This window comes from Emticicia sp. (genome assembly GCF_043780375.1).
GTDB lineage: Bacteria > Bacteroidota > Bacteroidia > Cytophagales > Spirosomataceae > Emticicia.
On sequence record NZ_JAYWCU010000220.1, the window covers coordinates 1 to 24,336 of the forward strand.

The window sequence follows — 24,336 nt, forward strand, 5'->3', positions numbered from 1 at the left end:
TCCAATTCTAAATTAAGCAATCGTTGGTTCGATTTGATAGATTTTGATGCTGGGCCAATTGCTTTTGGCAATAAAACCATCGATGAAATGGGTTGGGAATTATTTTACCTAATTTTAGAAGTGGCAAGTGGCAAAAAGAAAGTTGCTGCCGATAGGTTGGGAATTTATAATGACTTGGTTTTATTTAATCCTGGCCCTTTGACCTAAATATACAGACAAAATGCACCGTAGAGGTAATGCCTTCTTTCTACCCATAAAAACGATAACATGAAAAATTTTCCTAAAATAAAAGAAATTAATATTACGCCCATTGCCATCGTTGACCCACCTTTGCTCAATGCCGCAGGTTTACATGCACCGTATGCTCTGCGTATTATTGTAGAATTGATTACTGATGATAATATTACAGGCATTAGTGAAATACCGGGTACGACTGATATTGAAATAGCTTTACATGAATGTAAAAACTTAATCATTGGACAAGACCCATTTCAGACAAACAAAATAAGTGATATATTGATTGCTCATTTTGGCATCGATAAAATGGCAGAAAGAGGGCTTTTTCCTTGGGATTCACGCAAATTGGTGCATATTTTTAGTGCAATAGAAGTTGCTTGTTTGGATATTGTTGGCAAAGTAATTAATAAACCCGTTGTTGATTTATTAGGTGGAAAACGCCGAGAAAGTGTGCCATTTGCCGCATATCTTTTTTATAAATATGAAGGTGCTGGTGGAAAATTAGCTTTCGAAACAGACCCAAATGCCGTAGGCTGGGCAGCGGCACGCCAAAAAAGTGCATTAAACCCTGCCGAGATTGTGGCTCAAGCACAAGCTATGTGCAAAGAGTTTGGTTTTAAATCAATTAAACTTAAAGGTGGTGTTTTTGAACCTCGACAAGAAGTTGATGCAATTTTTGCTTTGCGTGAAGCCTTCGGAGAAAATGTACCATTAAGAATAGACCCAAACGCTCTTTGGACTGTCGAAACTTCGATAAAATATGGACTTGAAATGGAGGGTATTATCGAATATTTGGAAGACCCTTGCAGAGGACAAGACAATATGGCGGCGGTAAGAAAAGCTCTCAAAACACCATTGGCAACTAATATGTGTACTACTTCTTTTGAGGATATTCCGAGAAGTATTCAAGTAGGTTCAGAAGATATTATTTTGAGCGACCATCATTTTTGGGGAGGTTTACGTGCTTCAATGACACTTACGGGAGTTTGTCAAACTTTTGGGCGACATTTATCTATGCACTCCAACAGTCATTTGGGTATTTCGTTGGCGGCAATGGTGCATTTAGGAGCCGCCATTCCAAATTTTCATTATGCTTTAGATACACACTATCCGTGGCAGTCGGATGAAGTAATTAAGCAAGGACGATTTAAATTTGAAGATGGAGCAGTGGCTGTTCCCGAAGGCCCTGGTTTAGGAGTTGAACTTGATAAAAATGCTTTAGCAAAACTTCATCAAAATTATTTAGATTGCGGAATAACCAAACGTGATGATTTAATAGAAATTCGCAAAGTTATACCTGACTGGGAGTTTAAACAAACAAGGTGGTAAGGAGAAATATTATTTGATATAAATATGATGGTTGTTTATCTATCTAACGAGAGATAATTAAAGAGTTGCCTAAGAAATAGAACTTTTTCTTTGCTAGCAACGTATATTCTATAGAACTTTGTATAACCAATCTCCAAAAATTCCTAATGAGCGACGCAATTAAACACGAATGTGGCATTGCCCTAGTTCGACTTCGCAAGCCACTCCAATATTATATTGATAAATACGGCACACCACTTTATGGCATAAAGCGACTTTATGTTTTGATGGAAAAACAGTCGAATCGAGGACAAGACGGTGCCGGTGTAGGTAATGTAAAATTGGATGTTCCACCTGGTCATCGTTATATTAGTCGTTATCGTTCTGTCGAAAATCGTCCGATTACTGATATTTTCAACAAAGTCAACGAAAAATATAAGGAGGTACTGCGTAATAATCCTGAAAAATTTAAAGATGCTAAGTGGCTACAAGAAAACCTTGCCTATTCGGGCGAAGTTTGGCTGGGGCATCTTCGTTATGGAACCCATGGCAAGAATGAAATTGAAAATTGTCATCCCATGCTTCGTCAAAGCAACTGGCGGAGTAGAAATATGTTGGTAGCAGGAAATTTTAATATGACTAATGCCGACGAACTTTTTCATAAATTAGTAAAACTTGGTCAGCATCCCAAAGATTTAGGCGATACAGTAACGGTGATGGAAAAAATCGGACACTTTTTGGATGAAGAAAATCAAAGAGTTTTCGACCGTTTCAAAGGAATTTATGAAAATCCTGCCTTATCTGACATAATAGAAGATAATATGGACTTGCCAAGAGTACTTCACCGTGCTTGCCGTGATTTTGACGGAGGTTATGCAATGGCTGGAGTTACTGGTTTTGGGGCAGCTTTTGTGGTTCGTGACCCTTCGGGCATTCGACCTGCCTATTATTGGGCAGATGATGAAGTAGTTATTGTTGCCTCCGAAAAAACTGCCATCAAAGCAGCTTTCAATGCCAATTATGATGATATCAAAGAGGTTCAGCCCGGTCATGCTTTAATAATTGATAAGCATGGAGAGTACAATGAGTTTCAAATTATGAAACCTTTAGAAAAAAAATCGTGTAGTTTTGAGCGAATTTATTTTTCTCGTGGCTCTGACCCTCAAATTTATGAAGAACGTAAGCAATTAGGTCGTTTATTGATTCCTCAAATTTTAAATGAAATTGACTACGACCTCGAAAACACAGTTTTTTCTTATATTCCCAATACTGCCGAAAGTGCCTTTTTCGGAATGGTTGAAGGCTTAGAACAATATTTGGCAGATTGGCGTTTAAAACGTATTACCGAAGGGAATATGACTCCCGAAGAAATAAAAAAGGTTTTGTCATTCCGTCCAAGAATTGAAAAACTGGTTTCAAAAGATGTAAAACTGAGAACTTTTATAACCAACGATGACGAACGAGACGAAATGGTATCGCACGTCTATGAAATGACTTACGAGGTTATACGAAAAGGAATTGATACAGTTGTTTTGATTGATGATTCGATAGTGAGAGGAACAACTTTGGAGAAAAGTATTCTGAAAATGCTCGATCGTTTGAGTCCAAAAAGAATTATTATTGTTTCGTCCGCTCCCCAAATTCGCTATCCCGATTGTTATGGCATTGATATGTCGAAAATGAAAGAGTTTGTGGCGTTTAGAGCAATGCTTGATTTATTGCGGAAAAATGGCATAGAATACATGAAACATGAAGTTTATGCACAAAGTGTTGGGGCATTGCAAACAGATAATGCTTATGACGAAAACTTTGTAAAGCAATTGTATGATAAATTTTCGGATGAAGAAATTTCAGACGAAATAGCTCAAATTATTACTCCAGAAAATATGAAAGCCGAAGTTTCGATGATTTATCAAACAGTCGAAAATCTACATAAAGCTTGTCCAGATCATATCGGTGATTGGTATTTTACAGGAAACTATCCAACTCGTGGAGGAAATCGAGTGGTCAATCGAGCATTTGTAAACTTTATGGAAGGAAAACTTGTAAGAGCTTATTAGAGAAGAAAACTTAATAAGAAAACATTGATTTTTAAAATAGATTAGACAATTTTTAGAAGTTGCCTAATCTATTTATGCTATTAGAAAGACTATTTTTTCTTCTTGGGTATAGTAAAAACATTATTAGCTATCTCTTGCAAACCAATTACTCGTAACAAATCTATTATATTAACAGTTTCATTAGATATTGGCATTGACTGGGTCGAGGAATTTGTCGATACTTTCATGATTGTTGGAAGTTTTTATGTGTTGGAAGTTTTTATGTTATTGCAAAGTTATAGTAAAAGCGAATATTCGCAAAATGAATTTTAATTTATTTATTATACGGTAAATTCTAAAGTTTTTCAAACCAGATGATGCAATTATTTAGCCATTATTTAATATCAAAAGTGATTTTTTATCTGTATTTTTCTAATTATAATTTTATTAAAAAATTAATTCTCAAACCCTTAAAATAATATATTAATGAAAAAATTCTTTATTCTCTGCCTTTTTATTTCCTCAATAATGAGAGTGCAAGCCCAAGAAGCATCTGACCCGAAAGCCATTGAGATTGCAGACAAAGTAATGCAAGCAATGGGCGGACAGAAAGCTTGGAATGAAACTCGTCACATCACATGGAATTTCTTTGGATCCAGAATTCTCACTTGGGACAAATGGACAGGAAATGTCAGAATTGATTTCCCTCGTGATAATTCAGTAATTTTGATGAATATTAATACTGATACTGGTAAAGTTTTTAAGTGGGGAAGTGAACAAACCAATGCAGATTCGCTTAAAAAATACATGAAATCAGGTAAAGGTGCATGGATAAATGATTCGTATTGGCTTACTATGCCATTCAAATTGAGAGATAATGGCGTAACATTAAAATATATTGGCGAAGCCAAAACCGAAACAGGTAAAGATGCGTATTTATTGCAAATGACTTTCAAAGAAGTGGGTAATACGCCAAACAATATGTATAAAATTTATGTTGATAAAGAAAGTAATTTATTAACGCAATGGTCATACTTTCCGAAATCAACTGATGAAAAGCCCGGATTTACTCGCCCTTGGACTGAATATAAACCTTATGGCAAAATTATCCTTTCGGGAGAGCGTGGCGATCGTGATTTGACAGAAATTAAGGTTTTTGAGGCATTACCTGAAAGTATTTATACAGACTTCAAAAAGCCAAACTATACTAAAGTAAAAGATTATAATAAGAAGAAAGATAAACTTGAATTGTAAAAATTGAGAATTGATAAGCGGAATATTGCCCGTTGGATTAGAAATTTTAATTTTAAATAAACTCTAATTCAACGGGTAATCCCTTCTAAATTCTACATTTCTTGAAAAATGATTGGAAAAACTGGTGTTTTGATTGTAAATTTAGGTACTCCTGATAGTCCGAGTGTGCCAGACGTAAGAAAATACTTACGTGAGTTTTTGATGGACGGACGAGTGATTGATATTCCATCAATTTCTCGTTGGCTCCTAATTAACTTAATAATTGCTCCATTTAGAGCTCCAAAATCTGCCAAAATCTATAAAGAATTATGGACTGAAAAAGGATCTCCACTAAAAATTTATGGAGAAACCAACGAAAAGCAATTACAAACTGCTTTGGGCAAAGATTATGTGGTTAAACTGGCGATGCGTTACCAAAGCCCAAGTATTGAATCGGGCTTGGCAGAGTTTAAAAAAATGGGCTTCAATAATATTATTGTTATTCCATTTTTTCCACAATATGCTTCCGCTTCAACGGGTTCGGTTTATGAAGAAGTGATGCGAATTATTACGAAATGGCAGATAATTCCAGAAATCAAGATAAAAAACTATTTCTATAATTATCCAAAATTCATTAAAGCCTTTGCCGATAATGGTAGAAAATATCTTGAAAAAGAGAGTTTCGACCATATCGTTTTTAGTTATCATGGGTTGCCAGCACGTCAGATAAAGAAAGGTGATTGTACTGGAAAAGTTTGCCAATTAGGTAGCTGTTGTGATACTATTCACGCAATGAACCAACATTGTTATAGAGCCCAATGTTTTGAAACTACTCGCCTTTTGGTTAAAGAATTAGGTTTGAAAGAAGGTACATATACAACTTGTTTTCAGTCACGTTTAGGGCGTGACCCTTGGGTACAGCCTTATACCGACGATGTAGTGAAGGAATTAGCAGCAAAAGGCATTAAAAGAGTATTAGCATTTTCGCCAGCTTTCGTTTCAGATTGTTTGGAAACCACAATTGAGGTAGCCGAAGAATACAAAGAAATGTTCGAAGAAAATGGTGGCGAACATTGGCAACTCGTCGAAAGTCTAAATGATTCGGAAGCTTGGGTTGATTTATTGGTTGATTTGGTAAAGGAGTAAAACGTTATTCGAGGTTTGCTCTCACCGTGTTTTTCTTGAAAATATTATGGGAATTGGAATTGATAGCTTTGCCGCAACAATGGCAAATAATAAAGGTCAAACTATAAGTAGCGTACAGGCAATTGCTGAATTATTAGAAAGGATAGAAAAAGCCGACGAGGTAGGTCTTGATATATTTGGTATTGGTGAGCATCATCGGCAAGAATTTCTTGATTCTGCACCTACGATGATTCTTGCAGCTGCGGCAGCTCGAACTAAACGTATAAAACTTACAAGTGCTGTAACTGTGCTTAGTGCAGCTGACCCAGTCAGAGTATTTCAAAATTTTGCTACACTTGATTTAATTTCTCAAGGTCGTGCTGAAATGGTAGTCGGTCGTGGCTCTTTCACAGATGCTTTTCCACTTTTTGGTTTAAATATTCAAGACTATGATGAACTTTTTACTGAAAAGTTAGGTCTTTTACTGAAAATTAGAGAAAATGAGATAGTGAACTGGTCGGGGAAATTTCGACCAAGACTCGGCAACCAAGCGATTTACCCAAGACCGATGCAAGAAAAATTGCCCATCTGGATTGGCGTGGGCGGCACTCCACAATCATTTGTTCGTGCAGGAATGTTGGGCTTGCCATTGATGGTGGCGGTTATAGGCGGAGAAACACACCGTTTTAGACCATTAATTGACCTTTACCGACAGGCTGGAATAAAAGCTGGACATTCACCAGAACAGTTGAAAGTTGGTTTACATTCATTGGGTTATGTGGCAAATACCACTGAAGAAGCCATTGAGGAATATTACCCAGGTTATGCTGAAATGTTTACAAGTATTGGTAAAGAGCGTGGATGGCCACCAGTAAGACGTTCGCATTTTGATTCTCAAACGACAGATTTAGGGGCTTTTTTGATTGGTAATCCCGAAGAAGTTGCACAAAAAATATTAAGACATAGCGAGGCTCTCGGTGGCATTTCAAGGGTTACTTTTCAAATGGATAATGCAGGAATGTCGCATAAGAAGTTAATGAATGCGATAGAGTTAATAGGCACTCGTATATCGCCGCTTGTGAATGGATAAATTGATTACAAATTAGAATTTTGTTTCATAAATAATGCTCTTGATACTTTTAGAAGTACTATTTTTTCACAAACTCACCTTCAAAATATCAACCAATGTCCATAAATCTTCTTCAGTATTATAAATATTCTGGGACACTCGAATAGCTACGCCTCGATTAGAAATAACGATTTTATTGGACAATAGTTTATCTGTAAATGCTTGATTATCAATACTTGACGGTAAATTAATGCCTAATAAATGATTAGCTCTGTAAGCCTCATCCTCGAGCCAACAGCCTAATTCTTGAAGGGCTTTTATTGGTTTTTGGGTAATTGATTGTGCATAATTTTGAATATTATCAACTCCCCATTCTAATAATTTACTAAGAGCATCTTCGAGCATGGGCATTAAAATAAAATTAGAATGTTCGCCTATATTATATCGCTGTGCTTTGGGTTTGTAGGCTCGTTCGTAACGAATCAATTGAGCAAAGTTATCGCTTTCTACACGATGCATCCAAGATTCTTCAACGGGAACACCATCATCAAAAAACTCTCCAAAATAAGCCAAACCAATGGCGTAAGGGCCTAAAAGCCATTTATAACCTGCACAAATCAAAGCATCAGGGTTAATTTTTTCTACATCAAAATCTAATGCTCCAACCGATTGTGTGCCATCAATGATGAGCAAAGCCCCAACTTCTTTGCAGCGTTTAGAAATGACTACTAAGTCAAATTTTACGCCATAAATCCAGTGTATGTGAGGCATAACTACCATTGCCGTTTCGGTCGAAATTGCTTCTAAAATATATTCACTCCAAAGTTTACCACGATTTTCAAGAACATCAGGTTTTGCAATGGTTTTATATGTTAAAGCATGAATTTGACAAACTCTATCGAAGGCATAAACATTATTGGGAAACTCATCTTGAATTTGAATAATATGTTTTTTGTCTGAAATATTGGGTAAACGATGAATATTATTAGCTACAACTGCCATGCCATAAGATACCGCAGGAATAATAGCAACTCGTTGATAATCAGGGATATTTACAAGTTTAGAGAAAAGTTTTTGTACTTTTTCAGGAAGTGTAAAATGGTCTTTGCCACTGATTTTAAATGGAGAAACAGCTTTGAGATTAATTCCTTCAACGCCACGTTCAACCGAACTTTTGAGGGTAGGAGAGTAGGCAGCACCATTGAGATAAGTTATACCGTCTTCAATAGAAAATAAATGTTTTTGATTAGTCATATCGTTCGGGTTTATAAAGTTCAATATCAAGTGTAGTTTGTTGATTATCAATGATTTGTTGCACTAATTTGCCAGTTGCAGGGGCAAGGCTGACACCCATCATGGCGTGACCTGATGCAATAACTAGGTTTTTATATTTATTGGTTCGACCAATATAAGGTAAACCATCCGGAGAACAAGGGCGTAAACCATACCAAATTTGTTCTTTTTGAGGCATATCTATCCTATAATCAGGGAAGTAGTTTGGTACTGCTTTAATGATTCCACGCACCCGATTCATATTAATTTCATCATTCAAACCGCCGATTTCCATCGTTCCTCCGAAGCGAATCAAGTTATCCGACATGGGAGTAATCGCAACTCTCGCCTCCATCAGAATTGATGGAATATTAAGTTTTTTGTCAATCTTTTGCTCGTTAGTTAGGCTATAACCTTTGCCTGCTTGCATCGGTAAATTTAAGTCTAATAATTTTGTCAAAATTGGTGACCAAGAGCCAGTAGCAATTATTAAGTGCTGAGTAATGAGTGACGAGCAAGCGGCGTTACGCTGAGGAGTTGATTCGCCTACCGATTGTTTTATTTTAATACTTTTTATTTGGTCTTTTTCAACTTCAAATCCTGTTACTTCAGTGTTATATAGAAATTTTACACCTTGTTTTTCGAGATGAGTCTTTAGTTTTTTTACTAACTGATTTGGGTATAAATGTGCATCGCCTTCATAAAAAATTGCTCCTGCAACATCAGGTTTTACTTCGGGTTCGAGTTGATGTAATTCATTAATATTCAGCGTTTTAGTTTTTAATCCGAGTTCATTGGCTTGTTTTGCTACAGCAATTTCTTCTTCATATACATGTGAGGTTTTACAAAGTATCATCAAACCTTTTTCTTCAAAAGAAAAATCGAAATTAGGTATTTTTGCTAAATCTTGGTAAAGAGCTTTGCTCAACAAACTAATATCTCGTAAAGCTGGCATGGCACGTTCTACTTGCTTTTTGTTGGCAGCTTGATAAAACTTCAATCCCCATGAAAGTAAGTCGAGATTAAGGCGTGGTTTTACATAAAATGGGCTTTCGGAATTGAACATCCAACGAATACCTTTTTCAATCATACCTGGCACTGCCAAAGGTATAAAATGACTTGGAACAATCATACCCGCATTACCCATTGAGCAACTATCATCGCCATTTGAACGTTCGATAATCGTGACTTCGTGCCCTTGTTTATTGAGATAATATGCTGAAAATAAGCCAATTACACCGCTGCCTATGATTGTTGTTTTCATGTGTTATTCTTCAAAGATCTTTTCAATTTGATTTCTAAACCAATTTGTTCGTCCTAAATTAATTTTTGATAAATTAGCTCTTTGTGTTAAACTTCTACCATATTCTTTTGCTGGAAAAACTTTATAAAATGTTTCAAAATCATCACTTTTTAGTAGTTTGGTAATGTCTTTCCAATTTTCTCTAAAGTCTTTTAATAATTTGGAAGATTCATTCTCTTTATAAAATGGATAGCCATTTCTTGCCATTAGAATTCCTGCTGCAAGGTCAACTAATTCTTGATTTTTGACATTTATTAAAGCACTAATGTAATCAACTTTAGTAAACTCTTTATTTATGGTCAAATAATACTCTTCTAAGTTGTTGGGATGAAAAAGCAAATTTTCAATGCTGTAATAAGGTAAAACTTTTAAAAATGAGTAAGTATCACTTATCTTTTTTACTTCACTATCATTCAGAAAATCACGGTCGATAAGACCTAAAGTGTGGAGATTTTTAGCTTTATGAAATACATCTGCCTTATCAATAGCGTTGAAAAAGTAGGTGTTAGTCATGGATAAATTATTATAAATTACCGTGTCTGTATTTTCTGCAAAGACAATTGTACGCCCTTTTAATATTTTACTAATTGTATCTTTACTAACTGCAATTTCAAAAACCTCTAAATTTTCTTTTGACTGCGGGGTCAGTACTTGCGATTTATCAAAGTCTAAGTTATCAAAATCTATAATAACTGCATTTTCAAAATCATGTGCATAATCAATAAAACCCAAAGCATGAGAAGCCGTCCAAAGTTGAGAGTTATCTGGAATCCAATTTTCGGTAAGTTCTTTTAGTAAATTATATTGAATCGAAGTATTAAGGTGCAAATCCATTTCATCAAAAAATAGAATAGCATCTTGTAATAAATCTTTTCTACTCAATAAGTTGAACAAAATATTGATAACTTCCTTCTCTCCAGCACTCAATAAATTATAATGGATTTCAGAATTACCTTTTTTGAAAGTAATTTGGGCAGTTTTTCCATCCAAAGGGGGAATGATTTGAGTCAATTCCAAACCAATATTACTTTCAAAATCAAAAATATTTTGCAGAGCATTATTGATTGGCTCAATATATTTTCTCTTAATTTCTTTACTCGAATTATCATTTAAAAAGACATTTTTTAAAATATCTTCTGTCATTTTTTCAATATCATTTTCAAAACGCTCATCTCGGTCAATGTAGAGTCTTGGACGGTCTGCATCGTTTTGCGTGTCGATATTACTACCTAAAGAGGTTTTTGTTAAACTTGATAGTTGTCTAAAACTTGTTCTGCCGTAGAAAGAATTAGAATGAATATTTGATTTCCCAAAAAATGAATAAGAATCGCCTTTAAGTTCTGCTTGAATATGTCCCTCGATTGATTGAGTTTCTATTATTAAATTAGAGGGAATAAAACCATTTATATCTTTTTGATAATAATCATTATTACCTTTTACATATTCTTTTTTTGCAAGCGTATTTAACAGTTCAAACGCATCAAAAACCGAAGACTTCCCCGACCCATTAGCACCAATAAGTAGGACTAATTTAGTGTTTTCGGGAATACCTTCAATTGTTAAATCGGTAAAACGCTTGAAGTTTTGGAGTTGTATCTTCTGAATTTTCATTGTCTGTAATAGCTATTTTCAACAAATTTAAACATTTATTACTTAAAATTGTTGATTTTAGCACCCATTTAGGGGTTGGAGGGACTAAATAACCTGAAACCCCAACGCATAAGGGTCGTCTTGGTCGTCGATGGTGATGGTATTATTGCCATAAATTCTTGCCCAACCTTCGATACTTGGATAAATCGCATCGAAGTCTCCAACTTTAGTCGTGCCTTCAATTCGCCCAATAAATTTACTACCGATTATGCTTTCGTGAATAAACTCATCGCCTTGTTTCAGTAAACCTTTGGCAGCCCATTGTGCCATTCGTGCCGATGTTCCTGTGCCGCAAGGTGAGCGGTCGATGGCTTTATCTCCATAAAAAACTGCATTTCGTGCGGTTGATGTTGGGTCAATTACTTTTCCTGTCCATTCAATGTGGCTTAGTCCATTAATCGTTTGGTTTTCAGGATGTATAAAAGTATGCTTTTCGTTAATTCTTTCACGCAAAATCCTTGCCCAAGCAATCAGTTGATCGGCTCGATAATGTTCTAAACCAGCAAAGTTTTTTTGCACGTCAACAATGGCATAATAATTTCCACCGTAAGCTACATCAACTTTCAAATTTCCTAAATCTGGGCATTCAACTTCAATATTTTCGGCAGCTAAAAATGAGGCCACATTGGTCAATTTTACCGATTTTACTTTATTTCCTTCTTGCTGATATTCAATCATAACCAAGCCCGCAGGTGCTTCCATTCGCACAAAACCTGGTTTTTTGGGTTGAATTAGCCCATGTTCAATGGCAATTGTAATGGTACCAATAGTTCCATGTCCACACATAGGCAAGCAACCTGATGTTTCTATAAATAACACTGCCACATCATTTTCTGGGTCATGTGGTGGATACAAAATACTGCCCGACATCATATCATGTCCACGAGGCTCAAACATTAAACCTTTACGAATCCAGTCATATTCTCGTAAAAAATGCTGACGTTTCTCGGACATATTATAACCTTCCAAAATTGGCCCACCACCTGCTACCAAACGAACAGGATTGCCGCAGGTGTGAGCATCTATGCAAAAGAATGATTTCGTCATGGTTATATTTGCGGTAAAACTGGTCTTGTTGCCAAAGAATCATTTATAATCTTTAAGATTTTTTCTCTTTCTATGCCTACCAGTGGTAAACGTGGTTCACGAACCCACTCGGTGCCAAGTCCAGTTGCTACTTGTGCGAGTTTGATGTTTTGTATGAATTTGGTCGAAACATCTAAATGCATCAATGAGAAGTGCCAACGGTAAATAGCACGGGCTTCTTCGTAGCGACCTTGTTTTACTAATTCATAAATCACAACCGTCTCACGTGGGAAAGCATCAACCAAGCCTGCAACCCAGCCATCTGCACCCATCACAAGGCTTTCAAAAGCTAAATCATCAACCCCCGACATGATTTTGAAACGTCCACCAAACTCATTGATAATGTCAGTCATGTAACGAATATCACCAGTTGATTCTTTCATTGCCTCAAAATGTGGGTTCGCTGCCAAATCATGGAACATCTGAATCGAAATAAAGTTTTTATACGCCAACGGATTATTATATGCCAAAACGGGTAAATCAGTCGAATCGGCAACACGGTGTAAATAGTGTAGAATTTCACGGTCATCGGCCGAATAACGCATGGGGGGCAATATCATAAAACCCTCGGCCCCAGCTTGTTCGCAAGTTTTTGCAAAAGCAATTGCCTCACGAGTAATACACTCTGCAATACAAATCACCAATGGCACACGTCCAGCAATGGTTTTCTTGGCCGATTCGAGCAAAGTTAATTTCTCGTCTGTTGTTAGCGTTCCGTTTTCGCCCAACGAACCACAAATAATAATACCATGCACTCCAGCTTCGATTTGCTTTTCGATGTTGAAGTTAAACATATCTAAATCAAGGCTTTCGTCTTGAAAAAAAGGAGTTGTTACGGCAGGATAAACGCCAATCCACGATGGTTTCATATAGTATCTAGTGAATGAGTGATATTACTTTTGACTTTGCAAATTTAGTGTTGATATTTTAACAATACTTGTCTTAATTTAGCCAATAGTTGTACTAAATTATTATAAATTTAAAAATAAAGTATAATATTGAGGTAAATTAGTATTTAATAATATCTTTATAACACATCAACCCCAGCCCTGTCCTCTTTCAGGAGAGGGTGAGATGTGGTAAAAAATATATAAAATGAAACCCTTATTATTCCGAATTCCCAAAACTGAAACTGAGTCATTCAGAGTACAGGTTGATGATTTGCCGTATTTTTATGATAAGCTTCATTTTCATCCCGAATGGCAAATTACGCTTATCTTAGAAAGTTCAGGAACGCAGTTTGTAGGCGATAATGTAGAGCGTTTTCGGCCTTTTGATGTTTATTTTTTGGGAAGTAACTTGCCGCACGTTTTCCGAAATGATGCCGAATATTATGCTGACAATCAAAGAGCTTATTCGGTTTCGGTCTATTTTCGGGGAGATTTATTGGGTGAAAACTTCTTTGATATTCCCGAAACGCAACACTTGAAAGCATTACTAACGGCAGCATCAAGAGGAATTCGAATCAGAAATGTTGAGCCAAATGCTCTTACAGATTTGATAAAATCTATAACAAATAAGCAAGGGTTTGATAAATTATTGACTTTTTTGCAGATTTTGAATGAAATTGATATTTCGCCCAATAAAGAATTTTTATCAAGTATTACTTATCAATCTCCACAAAAAGAAGTTGATAATCAGCGGATTAATGCAACGTTTGAGTTTTTGATGAAAAACTTTGAGCGAGAAATTTCATTGGAAGAAGTTGCCGAAATAGCCAACATGACACCCAACGCTTTTTGTAGATTTTTTAAACTTCGCACCCGAAAAACTTTCTCCGATTTCTTGAACGATGTACGTATCGGTCACGCCTGTCGAATGTTGCAAAACAATGAAAAAAGTGTGTTGGAAATCTGTTTTTCGAGTGGTTTTAATAATGTTTCCAACTTCAACCGACAATTTAAACGACGTACGAAAATGTCGCCAAGTGCTTATTTGAAGAAGTTTTGACAATTGGCGTTCTAAGAACGGGAACGAAATTTTATCAAAACTTTTTTCAAAACATTGAACTGCAGGATGTGTATTTAAACTAAAGATGATGAAAATAGACTAATATTTACATTTCCTTTACACTTTTTCACACTAAAACAGAATTATAAATATTTAACAATCATATATTTACTTCATTATTTTACTAAATTATATAAATCATGAATATTATTAAGATCCTTTCCTTAGTCTTCATTGTTTCGTTTATTGAAGTAAGGGATTTTTCTCCTTCCACTTCTGTAGCTGAAAAAGTCATTTTTCAATCAGTGGATAATGGAAAGACTTGGAAAGATATAAGTAAAGGTTTACCAGAAAATAAGAATAATTATAATTTATTCTCTTTCGAAAAAGGGCTTTATATGCATGCAGGAAATGAGATGTTTCACAGGGAATCAAATGTCTCGACACCCAATTGGTCTAAAGCGTATTCTATAAATGATTTAGGAAATGTTGCTGTTTGTAAAACTGGACTGTATGCTATAAAGTATTATGGTAAAATTTCAAAAAAACATACTTCTAACAATTCATGGGCACCTGCATACCCAACTTTTCATGAAAAAAATCTTCGGACTGTTTTTGAAACAAGCAGCGGTGCCATAGTAATAGGTTCTGACCATGGCCTTTTTAAATCAACAAATGATGGAAAAACTTGGAAAGAAGTGCTTGAAAAAGGGTGGGTAATAAAAATTGTGGAGTCAAATGGGGTCTTGATAGCGACGAGTCAAAATGGTGTAATTCGTTCGTCTGACGATGGCGAAAACTGGAATGTAGTGGTAAGTGAAGGCGGAGTAGGCATTGATGTTGCAAGTATCAAAGGTGGTTTTGCGGCTATTACTTACAATACATCTTCGAAAACCAGAAGAGTACGAACCTCATACGATGCAGGTAAAACTTGGCAAACAATAGATGCTGGCCTTCCCCCTCATGACTTAATTTCAAATATTTTGCAAGTTGATAATTACCTTTTTTGTGGTCATCCAAAAGGAATTTTCAGATCTTCAGATAAAGGAAAAAATTGGGAGTTGATGAAACCTGCTATTGGAGATAAGGTGTTTAATTTAAATGCTTTAGGAAATGTAATTTATGCTATTCCTAGAGCTGGGGGATGTTGAAAAGCATTTAATAGGTTTTAAGCATGTTAACATTGTTTGTTTAATTTGGATATTTTTACACCCTGTTCGACTAAATGTTCAACATTTAGTCGTTGCGAAAGTCATTCTTAGAACGACGAATAAAAAAGCATTTAAAAACTCACCCTACATTACTGCTTCACTTTCGGCTTAATAATCAGCCTTAACGATTGGTCATAAGTAATATAATTCCAAAGCCAGTTGATAAATACCATTATTTTGTTTTTTACGCCCAGAATCGCCATTAAATGCACAAACATCCAAACATACCACGCAAAAGCCCCTTGAAATTTCCAAAAAGGCAAATCAACCACCGCCAAATGCCTTCCAACGGTTGCCATCGAGCCTAAATCTTTGTATTCAAAACCCACAGGTTCGTCTTTTCTGATGATTTTCATTAGATTTTTTGCCAATAATTCACCTTGCTGAATCGCAGGTTGAGCTACTTGCGGGTGTCCATTCGGGAATTTAGGGTCGCCACTCATCAAAGCAATATCGCCGACAGCAAAAATATTTGGCAAGCTTTCTACTTGATTAAACTCATTGACTTTCAAGCGATTACCAGCCGCATAAATTTCTTGTGGAAAACCTTCAATCGAATTCCCTTTGATTCCTGCCGCCCAAACAACATTATTAGTTCTGATTTTTTCTCCAGTATGTGTATAAGCGTATTTTCCATCAAAATCTACAATTCTGACACCGTTTCTGACAATTACGCCCAATCGGTCTAAATATTCTTTACTTTTCACCGAGGCCTCATCTGACATCATTTCCAATACTTCGGGCGAAGACCCAAACAAATAGATTTTCATCAAATTGAAATCTAATTCGGGATAATCTTTCGGTAAAATTAGCTTTTTCATCTCCGCCAAAGTACCCGAAACCTCAACACCCGTTGCCCCAGTTCCAACTACAACCATATTCATCAAACCCTCGCGAGTATCGGCATCGGGGGCAGTTAGTGCATCTTCGAGATTCTGTAAAACCTTGTTTCTCAGATAGATGGCTTCCGAAACTGACTTCATGGGCATTGCATTATTGATAATATTTTGCATCCCGAAAAAATTTGTATCAGCACCCATCGCCATTACTAAATAATCGTAGCTAAGTTCGCCCAACTCAGTTCCTAAAATATTTTTTTCGGTATTTACATTCAGCACCTTCGTGATACGAATATGCACATTGGGTTTATTCTGGAAAATTTTTCGAAGTGGAAACGAAATCGAACTTGGCTCAAGTCCAGCCATGGCAACTTGGTAGAAAAGTGGCTGAAATTGGTGGTAATTATTTTTATCAATCAACACAATTTGTACATCATGTTTGGCGAGTTTTTGAGCGAAAGCTAAACCACCAAAACCAGCACCGACAATCACGATACGAGTTTGGTTAGTTTCAGGAATATTTGGAGTCATTTCAGTCGGGCGGCGTACCGCATTCAGTTATCAGTAAACAATTATCGAATTTTGTGCATAGCAAAATCTCTTCAATCATCAAAATTAAAGCTTTTCGTTTGCTTATTTATGCTTTTTTGTAATATTCTTCCAGCAATTGCTTAGGTCTTCAATCCTTCGTACCTTTGTTGCAAATAAATATTAATGACGACCGAAAAGAGTGTTTACAAATGATTTTTAATTCCCCTCCTTTTTTCAAAGAGGGGTTGCCTTGACAAAGTCGGGCGAGGTGATGAAATCGTCGAACAATCCACCCTGTCAAAATTCGATTATGTCAGAATTTCGCCACCCCTCCTTTTTCAAGGAAAGGTGTTTTAAACTTCTAAACTGTCGTCCACTGACCATTGACTAATTTTGAATTTTAAAGAAAACTTACAAAACGACCCTGTTTTTGAACTTATTGCAAATTCAGCCGACGAATTAAGCGTTGATGCTTACGTAATTGGTGGATACGTTCGTGACCTTATTTTGCATCGCCCAAACAAAGATATTGACGTTGTTTGCGTAGGAAGTGGCATTGCCTTAGCTGAAAAGGTTGCCAAGAATCTCGAATCTTCAGAAGGACGGGAACATGTATATGTTAGTTTTTTCAAAAACTTCGGTACTGCTCAAATCAAATCGGGAGATGTTGAGATTGAATTTGTTGGAGCAAGGCGTGAGTCTTATCGGCATGATTCACGCAAGCCCTTGGTGGAAGATGGAACACTCGAAGATGATCAAAATCGCCGTGATTTTACAATAAATGCTTTAGGTATTTCATTAAGCAAAACCAATTTTGGTGACCTAATCGACCCTTTTGGTGGCGTTGAGGATATCAAAAGAAAATTAATTCGCACGCCGCTCGAACCAGAAATTACATTCTCCGACGACCCCCTTCGCATGATGCGTGCTGTGCGGTTTGCTTCACAATTAGGTTTTGATATTGATGTGAAAACTTTCGATGCTATTGCAGCTATGAAAGACCGCATAAGTATTGTTTCGCAGGAACGAATTACCGACGAATTGAATAAAATTGTGTTGTCGAAAGTGCCTTCTTATGGCTTCAAATTACTTTATTATACGGGGCTTCTACAAATCATTTTTCCAGAGTTTTGTGAGTTGCAAGGTGTAGAAACAATGGATGGTAAAGGACATAAAGATAATTTTTATCATACACTGCAAGTGCTTGATAATGTGGCGATTAGGTCGAATGACTTATGGTTACGATGGGCAGCAATCTTGCATGACATTGCTAAACCAGCCACCAAAAGATTTCATCCAAAAGTAGGATGGTCGTTTCACGGGCACGAAGAGTTAGGGGGGAAAATGACTTCAGTAATTTTCAGAAAACTAAAATTGCCGTTAGATGGAAAAATGCGAATGGTGAAAAAATTGGTTCGCCTGCATCTTCGTCCAATTGCGTTGGCTAAAGAAAGTATTACTGATGCTGCTCTCAGACGTTTGCTATTTGAAGCGGGCGAAGACTTAGAATATTTGATGATTTTATGCCGTGCTGATATTACTTCAAAAGACGCAGTTAAGGTTAGAAAATACCTCGCTAACTTCGATAAAGTGGAAGAAATGCTAATAGAGTTGGAAGAAAAAGATAAACTTCGTAATTTTCAGCCAGTTATTACGGGTGAAATAATTATGGAAGTCTTTGATTTGAAGCCATCAAAAGAAGTTGGAACTATAAAATTGGCTTTGCGAGAAGCCGTTTTAGAAGGAATTATTCCAAATGAATTTGAACCATCTTTTGATTTTGTATTGAAAGAAGGAACAAAACTAAACTTGAAACCAACTAAAAGTAAAGAAGAAATTAGAATTATTATAAATACACCTAAACTCGAAAATAACTGAATTTATGAACGACGGAACTAAGTTTAAAAGAATGCTTGGCGGTATTTTGGCTGGAATTGGTCTATTATTATTACTATTTGCATGTATTGCCTTTATGTCGGCCGACGATACAGTTATGGGTTTGGCAGTAAAAGGTGCAAGAAAAATAGCTCCTGCGGTATTAGGTCTTATTTTGTTAGTATCTGGCATTTCGATGGTAAATCGTACATAGTTTTTGGCATCGTTGCACATTAGAGAGGTAATATATTGCCTCTCTAATGTGCAATGAATATTATTTTTTCAAAATTTCAATTCCTACATTGCATTGCAAACATTTTTTTTTGGTACAAAAATTATTGTATAATTCAATACTCGCTTGTGAATCAAATGCTGTTTTAATCTCCAAACCCAATCCTTCCCACATAGTAGTAATATGGTTTTTTTCGGCTGGCAATACCTCTAAAAAACTAATACAACGAGTCATAAGCTCTTGATTATCGGTTTTTTGTGAATAACATGCCAATAGTGGAATGACAGTATTTATCAAAATATTGTTGATAGAATCTCTACCCAAACCCACCAATTTTTTGTTGGCTAACTTACCAAAATTATAATGCTCTTGCCAATAAGTCGATTGCTCAATTTTCAAAGCATTTCGTAAATCTTCTATTGAATTAGTTTGGGTAAAAAGCGAAAAAAAACTTTGTTGTTGTGTAATTAGACAAGCTAATTGTGCCAAACGAATGGTTGGAAAATTGGCTGGGCGGGTACGCAGAAACTTCCACTCATGCGACTTTAATTGGGCCGCTTTCAACGAAAATTTTGTAGCAAAGAAATCATATTCTTTCAACAATTTTTCAGCATATTCATCTACGCAATCAATTAAGCCTGCTTGGCCAAAAAGCATAGCTTCGACCTGAAGCAAATTGTTGCGGTGCTTTTGTAAAATCTTTAATGGTAAATTTTGAGTAAGCCTCAAAAACGTTTCAGAATTGAGTTTAAACCCAAAGTTTTTTGACAAAAGCTGATAAGCCGTTTCCTCCCAATCACCATTGTTTTGCTCAAAAAGTTCATTTATAATTTGTGCTTTTTGTTGCAAACGTTTTGTTAAAACCTTATCCAGAATTGAAATTTTTGATAAAGCAGAAACATTTGAAAAATAACTCTCACATGGAATAATAGTTTGATTATCAACAAGGTTTTGGTATTTTGAAAGCAGGCTTATATCGGAAATCGACTTCAATTCAAGCGTAGGGATAAAACTCCCGTCTTGTCGAACAATCGAATGGTCATTCTCCCAAACTACGTGCAACACTACATTATTATATGCTTCATCTTGTTGATGTTTATGAACTTTCCAATCGGATGAATGCAAATGAATTTCAACATTTCCAGCCCATTCAATGTCGTTAATTTGGATTCGAGCATGACTAAAATCCGGACCTGCATCTGTGTTCAAAATACCAGTTTTTAGTACAGAAATTCTTTCACCCGCAACAGTTTGCAAAGTTGATTTATCAAATTGTTGAAATTGCCATAAGTAATGCAAAAATGCTTCGGTCATTTTTTTATTTGATGATGAAAAAAATCATAAATATATTTGTAAATATTGTTCCATTTCTTGCTGAACTTTTTGAGCTTCTTGTTTGGCTTTCTGAGCAAAATCCTGTTCCGATGAAACATAAATAATAGCTCTTGATGAGTTCACCAATAACCCACATTGCTTGTTCATACCAAAGCGAGAAACTTCTTCTAAACTTCCTCCTTGAGCTCCAATTCCTGGCACGAGTAAAAAATGATCAGGAGCTAACTCTCTTATTTTCAATAGTTTATCTGCTTTTGTAGCTCCCACTACATACATCATTCGCTCACTATCTGCCCACTTTTGGGAAGTTAAAATTACTTGTTCAAACAAAAATCTTGATGTATTCTCCGAACCATTGACTAAAAGTTGTTGAAAATCATCTCCTCCAGTATTGGATGTAAGAGCTAATAAAATCACCCATTTTCCATCAAATTCAAGAAAAGGCTCAACCGAATCACATCCCATGTAAGGAGCAACCGTTACTGAATCAAAGTCAAGCCCAGAGGAAGATTTATCAAAAAAAGTGCGGGCATAAAGCCCCGATGTATTGCCAATATCTCCACGTTTAGCATCGGCAATCGTAAAACACTCCTTCGGAATATATTCAATGGTTCTTTGTAAACTTTCCCAACCTTTAGCACCCATTGCTTCGTAGAAAGCGATGTTTGGTTTGTAAGCAACTGTATAATCGATTGTTGCGTCTATGATTTGACGATTAAATTCAAAAATTGGGTCTTTTTCTTTCAAAAGATGCGAAGGAATTTTTTTGATGTCGGTATCTAAACCTACGCACAAATAAGATTTTTTTTGAGTTATTTGCTTGAAAAGTTGTTGTTTTGTCATTGATTCTTGTTTTAAAAAGCAAATTTCCAGAATTAATATGATTTAATCAGAAAAATCGTGGTAATTTATTTCGTATATACTACTTTTGTTATTCTAACGACAATTTTGTATTTAAACGAAATGACTCTAATTAGGTGGTAAAAATTGATTCGTTAGAAAAAAGACTTAACCTTAGAAATTACAATATTAATAAAAATGGTTTTTAAACAAACAAGTATTGAAGGATTGATAGAGATTTATCCAAGAATTTTTGAAGACGAAAGAGGGCTTTTTTTTGAGTCTTATCAATGTGAGACTTTTGCTAAAAATGGCATTCCGTTTGAATTTGTTCAGGATAATCAATCATTTTCTTCGGCAGGTGTTTTACGTGGGTTACACTACCAGAATAAACCCTATGCTCAAGGTAAACTTGTGCGAGTGATTTTAGGAAAAGCCATCGATGTTGCTGTCGATTTACGTCCTAATTCGCCAACTTTTGGAAAATATCAAAAGTTTTTATTGGATGCGGAATTACAAAATATGGTTTATATTCCCGAAGGATTTGGACACGGGTTCGCAGCCATTGAAGACTGTATTTTTACCTATAAATGTACAAATGTCTACAATAAAGCCTCAGAAAGTGGTATTATTTGGAACGACCCAGATTTAGCAATTGATTGGGAAATTAAAACTCCAATTGTGTCGGTCAAGGATTTAGTTTTGTCTACTTTTCAACAATTATTTGGTAAATAAAAAACATACCTCTTTAGCCATAAACGGTATCAGATTTATCTCCAAAGAGTAATTGTTTTTTGAAATAATATTGCTACCAATCGTTCACTACCACTTACTATTTTTCTGCATATAGACAGCTACATTTGGCACGATTTTGGTACATAACAAAGGTATAAACAAGCTTAATTTTAGTTTGTTTTGACTGAATCCACATATGCCACAAAAACTTATTTATACAATATTCAACACATTGTTCAAAAAGCGTGTTTCAGGAGAGCAGATTGCTTTGCCTAAACAGTCCATTTTTGTTGATGTGCATGCCCATATACTTCCTCAATTGGATGACGGCCCAGATGATATTGAGCAAAGCATTGCAATTATTAGGTCAATGTATGCAATGGGTTATCGCAAAATTATTGCAACGCCTCATGTAATGAGTGGATATTATAATAATGTTCCCGAAGACATTTTACAGGCCCTTCAAATCCTTAAAAGTGTGTTGAAAAAACGAAACATCGCCATGGAAGTAGAGGCGGCAGCCGAATATTATTTGGAAGATGAATTGTTTAGGTTAATAGAACGAAGAGAAATTCTGACATTTGGGGGAGACAAAAAATACTTACTTTTCGAAGCCTCTTTTGTTTCTCGACCTTCTTATATCCTTGAATCGACTTTGAAAATTAAGCAAGCGGGCTATACACCTGTGCTGGCTCACCCCGAACGATACAACAATCTAAACGATTTAGAGGTTTTGCACCGTTTAGTTTTCAACGGACTACTATTTCAAGTAAATATTGGTTCTCTTACAGGTTATTATTCAAAACAAACGCAAGAATTGGCAGAAATGCTTATCAATAAAAAAATGGTTGCTTTTTTTGGCACTGATTGCCACAACGAAGCTCAATTAGCCAGTATTAGAGCCGCCTTTGAATTACCTATTTATCAGACAGCAATCAAACAAAATTTGCTAAATAATTCGTTATTGGAAACCAAAAAAAAAGAATTAATTTCCACTTAAAATAACATTACGAATGTGAGAAATAAAGGCTCTTTTAGATAATATTAAATTTTATTAAACGCCTTGAAATGAAGTTATGAATAGCTCTTTTCCATCAAAAACAGCGTAACTATCATGCCAAATCCAGTCGCCTAAGTTTATATAACGTGCTGATAGTGAGATGTTTATGTCAACTTTTGTGTGGCGATGACCGAAAATATAAAAGTCGTGGTGTGTTGAAGCTTCGATTTTTTTTGAATACATTACCAAGTGCTCTTTTTCTTCACCCAAAAAATGCTCTGCTGTTCGTTTTTTTTGCCAACTTTTTTTCGTCCAAATACGTCCAATTAGCATTCCCAAGTTTGGATGCATGATTCTTCCAAAAAGGAATTTTGGAATTTTTCCTTCAAAAACAACTTTTAGCATTTTATAGCCAAAATCATCAGCCCCAAGTCCATCGCCATGACCGATATAGAACTTTTTATCGTTGAAAATAAAAGTTTGTGGACGACGAATAGTTTGGATATTTAATTCTTTTTCAAAATAATCGGTCATCCACATATCTCGGTTTCCCATAAAAACAACAATTTCGATACCAGAATCAGACAATTCGGCTAATTTTCCAAAAAAACGGACAAAACCTTTCGGCACGACTCGGCGATATTCAAACCAAAAGTCGAACAAATCGCCAACTAAAAAAATAATTTCAGCATCGTGCCTGATACTTTCGAGCCAAGCTACGATTTTACGTTCACGTACCAAACTTTTTTGGTGGTCGGGAGCTCCTAAATGAAAATCAGAAGCAAAATAGATTTTTTTTCCGGCGGGGATTTGACGATTCATCAAAAAATGAAGATACTATAAAAATTAAAAAGAACACAAATGACACGAATTTTAGGAATTTTCACAAATTATATTTAATATTCGTAAAGATTTAGATAAAGTTTGTTACAACTTATGAAATTATGCTAAATTTTGATTTTGATAAAAACCTTCTTTCCTTATCTTTACGTCAGAATCTCTAAGACAAATTATTTTTAAAAATATGCCTTCAATGAAACGAGTATTAATTGCCGAAGATAGCTCTGTAATTCAGAACTTAGCCAAAAAGATTTTGGAATTCCAAAACTTTGAAATTACTGCCGTCAAAAATGGCGAACAAGTCATGCAATTGCTCGACAAAGAAGATTTCGACATCTTACTTCTTGACATCAATATGCCAATCATGGATGGTATGGAATGTGTGAAGGCGATTCGTGAACTAAAAGATAAGAACAAAGCAATGCTTCCAGTGGTTGCTATTACTGGGAATGCCAAAAATTACTCAGAAACAGATTTTAAAGAAGCAGGTTTTAATGATGCCTTGATGAAACCTCTGAATTTTGATAAGTTGGTAAATGTTGTGAAAGGATTAACAGAGTAGCAATTAATGTTTGATTGAGTGATTGAGTGAATGATTAGATTTTTTACTGGTAATTAATTATTCA

22 protein-coding genes and 1 pseudogene are annotated in these 24,336 nt (G+C 35.6%); 14 read left to right on the forward strand and 9 right to left on the reverse strand.

Features of this window, described 5'->3' with window-relative positions:
- The 7 genes and pseudogenes from garD to ACH2CJ_RS17015 form a co-directional block, all read left to right on the forward strand.
- Positions 1-207: pseudogene (gene garD, locus ACH2CJ_RS16985) on the forward strand (galactarate dehydratase); the annotation flags it as partial.
- 60 nt (positions 208-267) lie between these two features.
- On the forward strand, positions 268-1,566 hold the full coding sequence (locus ACH2CJ_RS16990) for an enolase C-terminal domain-like protein (RefSeq protein WP_394994315.1): 1,299 nt from the start codon (positions 268-270) through the stop codon (positions 1,564-1,566).
- A gap of 146 nt (positions 1,567-1,712) precedes the next feature.
- Positions 1,713-3,605, forward strand: a complete 1,893-nt coding sequence (locus tag ACH2CJ_RS16995; protein ID WP_394994318.1) for an amidophosphoribosyltransferase — start codon at positions 1,713-1,715, stop codon at positions 3,603-3,605.
- Between the two features lie 102 nt (positions 3,606-3,707).
- Positions 3,708-3,917 (forward strand): hypothetical protein, encoded by a 210-nt coding sequence (locus ACH2CJ_RS17000; protein WP_394994321.1) that lies wholly within the window; start codon positions 3,708-3,710, stop codon positions 3,915-3,917.
- A gap of 153 nt (positions 3,918-4,070) precedes the next feature.
- On the forward strand, positions 4,071-4,838 hold the full coding sequence (locus tag ACH2CJ_RS17005; protein ID WP_394994324.1) for a hypothetical protein: 768 nt from the start codon (positions 4,071-4,073) through the stop codon (positions 4,836-4,838).
- 108 nt (positions 4,839-4,946) lie between these two features.
- Entirely contained in the window at positions 4,947-5,963 is a 1,017-nt protein-coding gene (hemH, locus tag ACH2CJ_RS17010) for a ferrochelatase (RefSeq protein ID WP_394994327.1), read from the forward strand.
- A 46-nt stretch (positions 5,964-6,009) separates the two neighbouring features.
- Positions 6,010-7,032: an LLM class flavin-dependent oxidoreductase gene (locus ACH2CJ_RS17015; RefSeq protein ID WP_394994330.1), complete on the forward strand. Its 1,023-nt coding sequence runs from the start codon at positions 6,010-6,012 to the stop codon at positions 7,030-7,032.
- Between the two features lie 66 nt (positions 7,033-7,098).
- Here the strand turns inward: ACH2CJ_RS17015 and ACH2CJ_RS17020 are convergent, their stop codons facing one another.
- From ACH2CJ_RS17020 to ACH2CJ_RS17040, 5 genes are all read right to left on the reverse strand, one after another.
- Positions 7,099-8,265: an aminotransferase class V-fold PLP-dependent enzyme gene (locus tag ACH2CJ_RS17020; protein ID WP_394994333.1), complete on the reverse strand. Its 1,167-nt coding sequence runs from the start codon at positions 8,263-8,265 to the stop codon at positions 7,099-7,101.
- Positions 8,258-9,547, reverse strand: a complete 1,290-nt coding sequence (locus ACH2CJ_RS17025) for an NAD(P)/FAD-dependent oxidoreductase (RefSeq protein WP_394994336.1) — start codon at positions 9,545-9,547, stop codon at positions 8,258-8,260. The genes ACH2CJ_RS17020 and ACH2CJ_RS17025 overlap by 8 nt, the downstream gene beginning before the upstream one ends.
- Positions 9,548-9,550: 3 nt before the next feature.
- Positions 9,551-11,197 carry an AAA family ATPase gene (locus ACH2CJ_RS17030; protein ID WP_394994339.1) on the reverse strand — a complete coding sequence of 549 codons (1,647 nt, stop codon included), beginning with the start codon at positions 11,195-11,197 and terminating at the stop codon, positions 9,551-9,553.
- A gap of 84 nt (positions 11,198-11,281) precedes the next feature.
- On the reverse strand, positions 11,282-12,283 hold the full coding sequence (locus tag ACH2CJ_RS17035) for a 4-hydroxyproline epimerase (protein WP_394994342.1): 1,002 nt from the start codon (positions 12,281-12,283) through the stop codon (positions 11,282-11,284).
- A gap of 2 nt (positions 12,284-12,285) precedes the next feature.
- Positions 12,286-13,191: a dihydrodipicolinate synthase family protein gene (locus tag ACH2CJ_RS17040; protein ID WP_394994345.1), complete on the reverse strand. Its 906-nt coding sequence runs from the start codon at positions 13,189-13,191 to the stop codon at positions 12,286-12,288.
- Positions 13,192-13,417: 226 nt separating this feature from the next.
- Here ACH2CJ_RS17040 and ACH2CJ_RS17045 point away from each other — a divergent pair, with 226 nt between their 5' ends.
- Together ACH2CJ_RS17045 and ACH2CJ_RS17050 are read left to right on the forward strand one after the other, a co-directional pair.
- On the forward strand, positions 13,418-14,272 hold the full coding sequence (locus ACH2CJ_RS17045) for an AraC family transcriptional regulator (protein ID WP_394994348.1): 855 nt from the start codon (positions 13,418-13,420) through the stop codon (positions 14,270-14,272).
- 200 nt (positions 14,273-14,472) lie between these two features.
- Positions 14,473-15,423 (forward strand): exo-alpha-sialidase, encoded by a 951-nt coding sequence (locus ACH2CJ_RS17050; protein WP_394994350.1) that lies wholly within the window; start codon positions 14,473-14,475, stop codon positions 15,421-15,423.
- A 149-nt stretch (positions 15,424-15,572) separates the two neighbouring features.
- Here ACH2CJ_RS17050 and ACH2CJ_RS17055 read toward each other — a convergent pair whose 3' ends face one another.
- Positions 15,573-16,853 (reverse strand): NAD(P)/FAD-dependent oxidoreductase, encoded by a 1,281-nt coding sequence (locus ACH2CJ_RS17055; protein WP_394994354.1) that lies wholly within the window; start codon positions 16,851-16,853, stop codon positions 15,573-15,575.
- 393 nt (positions 16,854-17,246) lie between these two features.
- Between ACH2CJ_RS17055 and ACH2CJ_RS17060 the strand changes: the two genes are divergently transcribed.
- Complete coding sequence (locus ACH2CJ_RS17060; RefSeq protein WP_394994356.1) at positions 17,247-18,731, forward strand: CCA tRNA nucleotidyltransferase; 1,485 nt, start codon at positions 17,247-17,249, stop codon at positions 18,729-18,731.
- Between the two features lie 4 nt (positions 18,732-18,735).
- Complete coding sequence (locus tag ACH2CJ_RS17065) at positions 18,736-18,942, forward strand: hypothetical protein (protein ID WP_394994358.1); 207 nt, start codon at positions 18,736-18,738, stop codon at positions 18,940-18,942.
- A gap of 60 nt (positions 18,943-19,002) precedes the next feature.
- On the opposite strand, the gene ACH2CJ_RS17070 is transcribed toward ACH2CJ_RS17065, so the two are convergent.
- Both ACH2CJ_RS17070 and pyrF read right to left on the reverse strand, forming a co-directional pair.
- Positions 19,003-20,274 (reverse strand): DUF2851 family protein, encoded by a 1,272-nt coding sequence (locus tag ACH2CJ_RS17070; protein WP_394994361.1) that lies wholly within the window; start codon positions 20,272-20,274, stop codon positions 19,003-19,005.
- 24 nt (positions 20,275-20,298) lie between these two features.
- Positions 20,299-21,138, reverse strand: a complete 840-nt coding sequence (gene pyrF, locus ACH2CJ_RS17075) for an orotidine-5'-phosphate decarboxylase (RefSeq protein WP_394994363.1) — start codon at positions 21,136-21,138, stop codon at positions 20,299-20,301.
- Between the two features lie 195 nt (positions 21,139-21,333).
- On the opposite strand from pyrF, the gene rfbC reads away from it, so the two are divergent.
- Both rfbC and ACH2CJ_RS17085 read left to right on the forward strand, forming a co-directional pair.
- Positions 21,334-21,870: a dTDP-4-dehydrorhamnose 3,5-epimerase gene (gene rfbC / locus ACH2CJ_RS17080; RefSeq protein WP_394994366.1), complete on the forward strand. Its 537-nt coding sequence runs from the start codon at positions 21,334-21,336 to the stop codon at positions 21,868-21,870.
- Between the two features lie 232 nt (positions 21,871-22,102).
- A complete protein-coding gene (locus ACH2CJ_RS17085) occupies positions 22,103-22,870 on the forward strand; it encodes a tyrosine-protein phosphatase (protein WP_394994369.1) in 768 nt (255 codons plus the stop codon).
- A gap of 54 nt (positions 22,871-22,924) precedes the next feature.
- Here ACH2CJ_RS17085 and ACH2CJ_RS17090 read toward each other — a convergent pair whose 3' ends face one another.
- Complete coding sequence (locus ACH2CJ_RS17090; protein ID WP_394994373.1) at positions 22,925-23,692, reverse strand: UDP-2,3-diacylglucosamine diphosphatase; 768 nt, start codon at positions 23,690-23,692, stop codon at positions 22,925-22,927.
- A 202-nt stretch (positions 23,693-23,894) separates the two neighbouring features.
- Between ACH2CJ_RS17090 and ACH2CJ_RS17095 the strand changes: the two genes are divergently transcribed.
- Positions 23,895-24,272 carry a response regulator gene (locus tag ACH2CJ_RS17095; RefSeq protein ID WP_394994376.1) on the forward strand — a complete coding sequence of 126 codons (378 nt, stop codon included), beginning with the start codon at positions 23,895-23,897 and terminating at the stop codon, positions 24,270-24,272.
- The last annotated feature ends 64 nt before the right edge of the window (positions 24,273-24,336 follow it).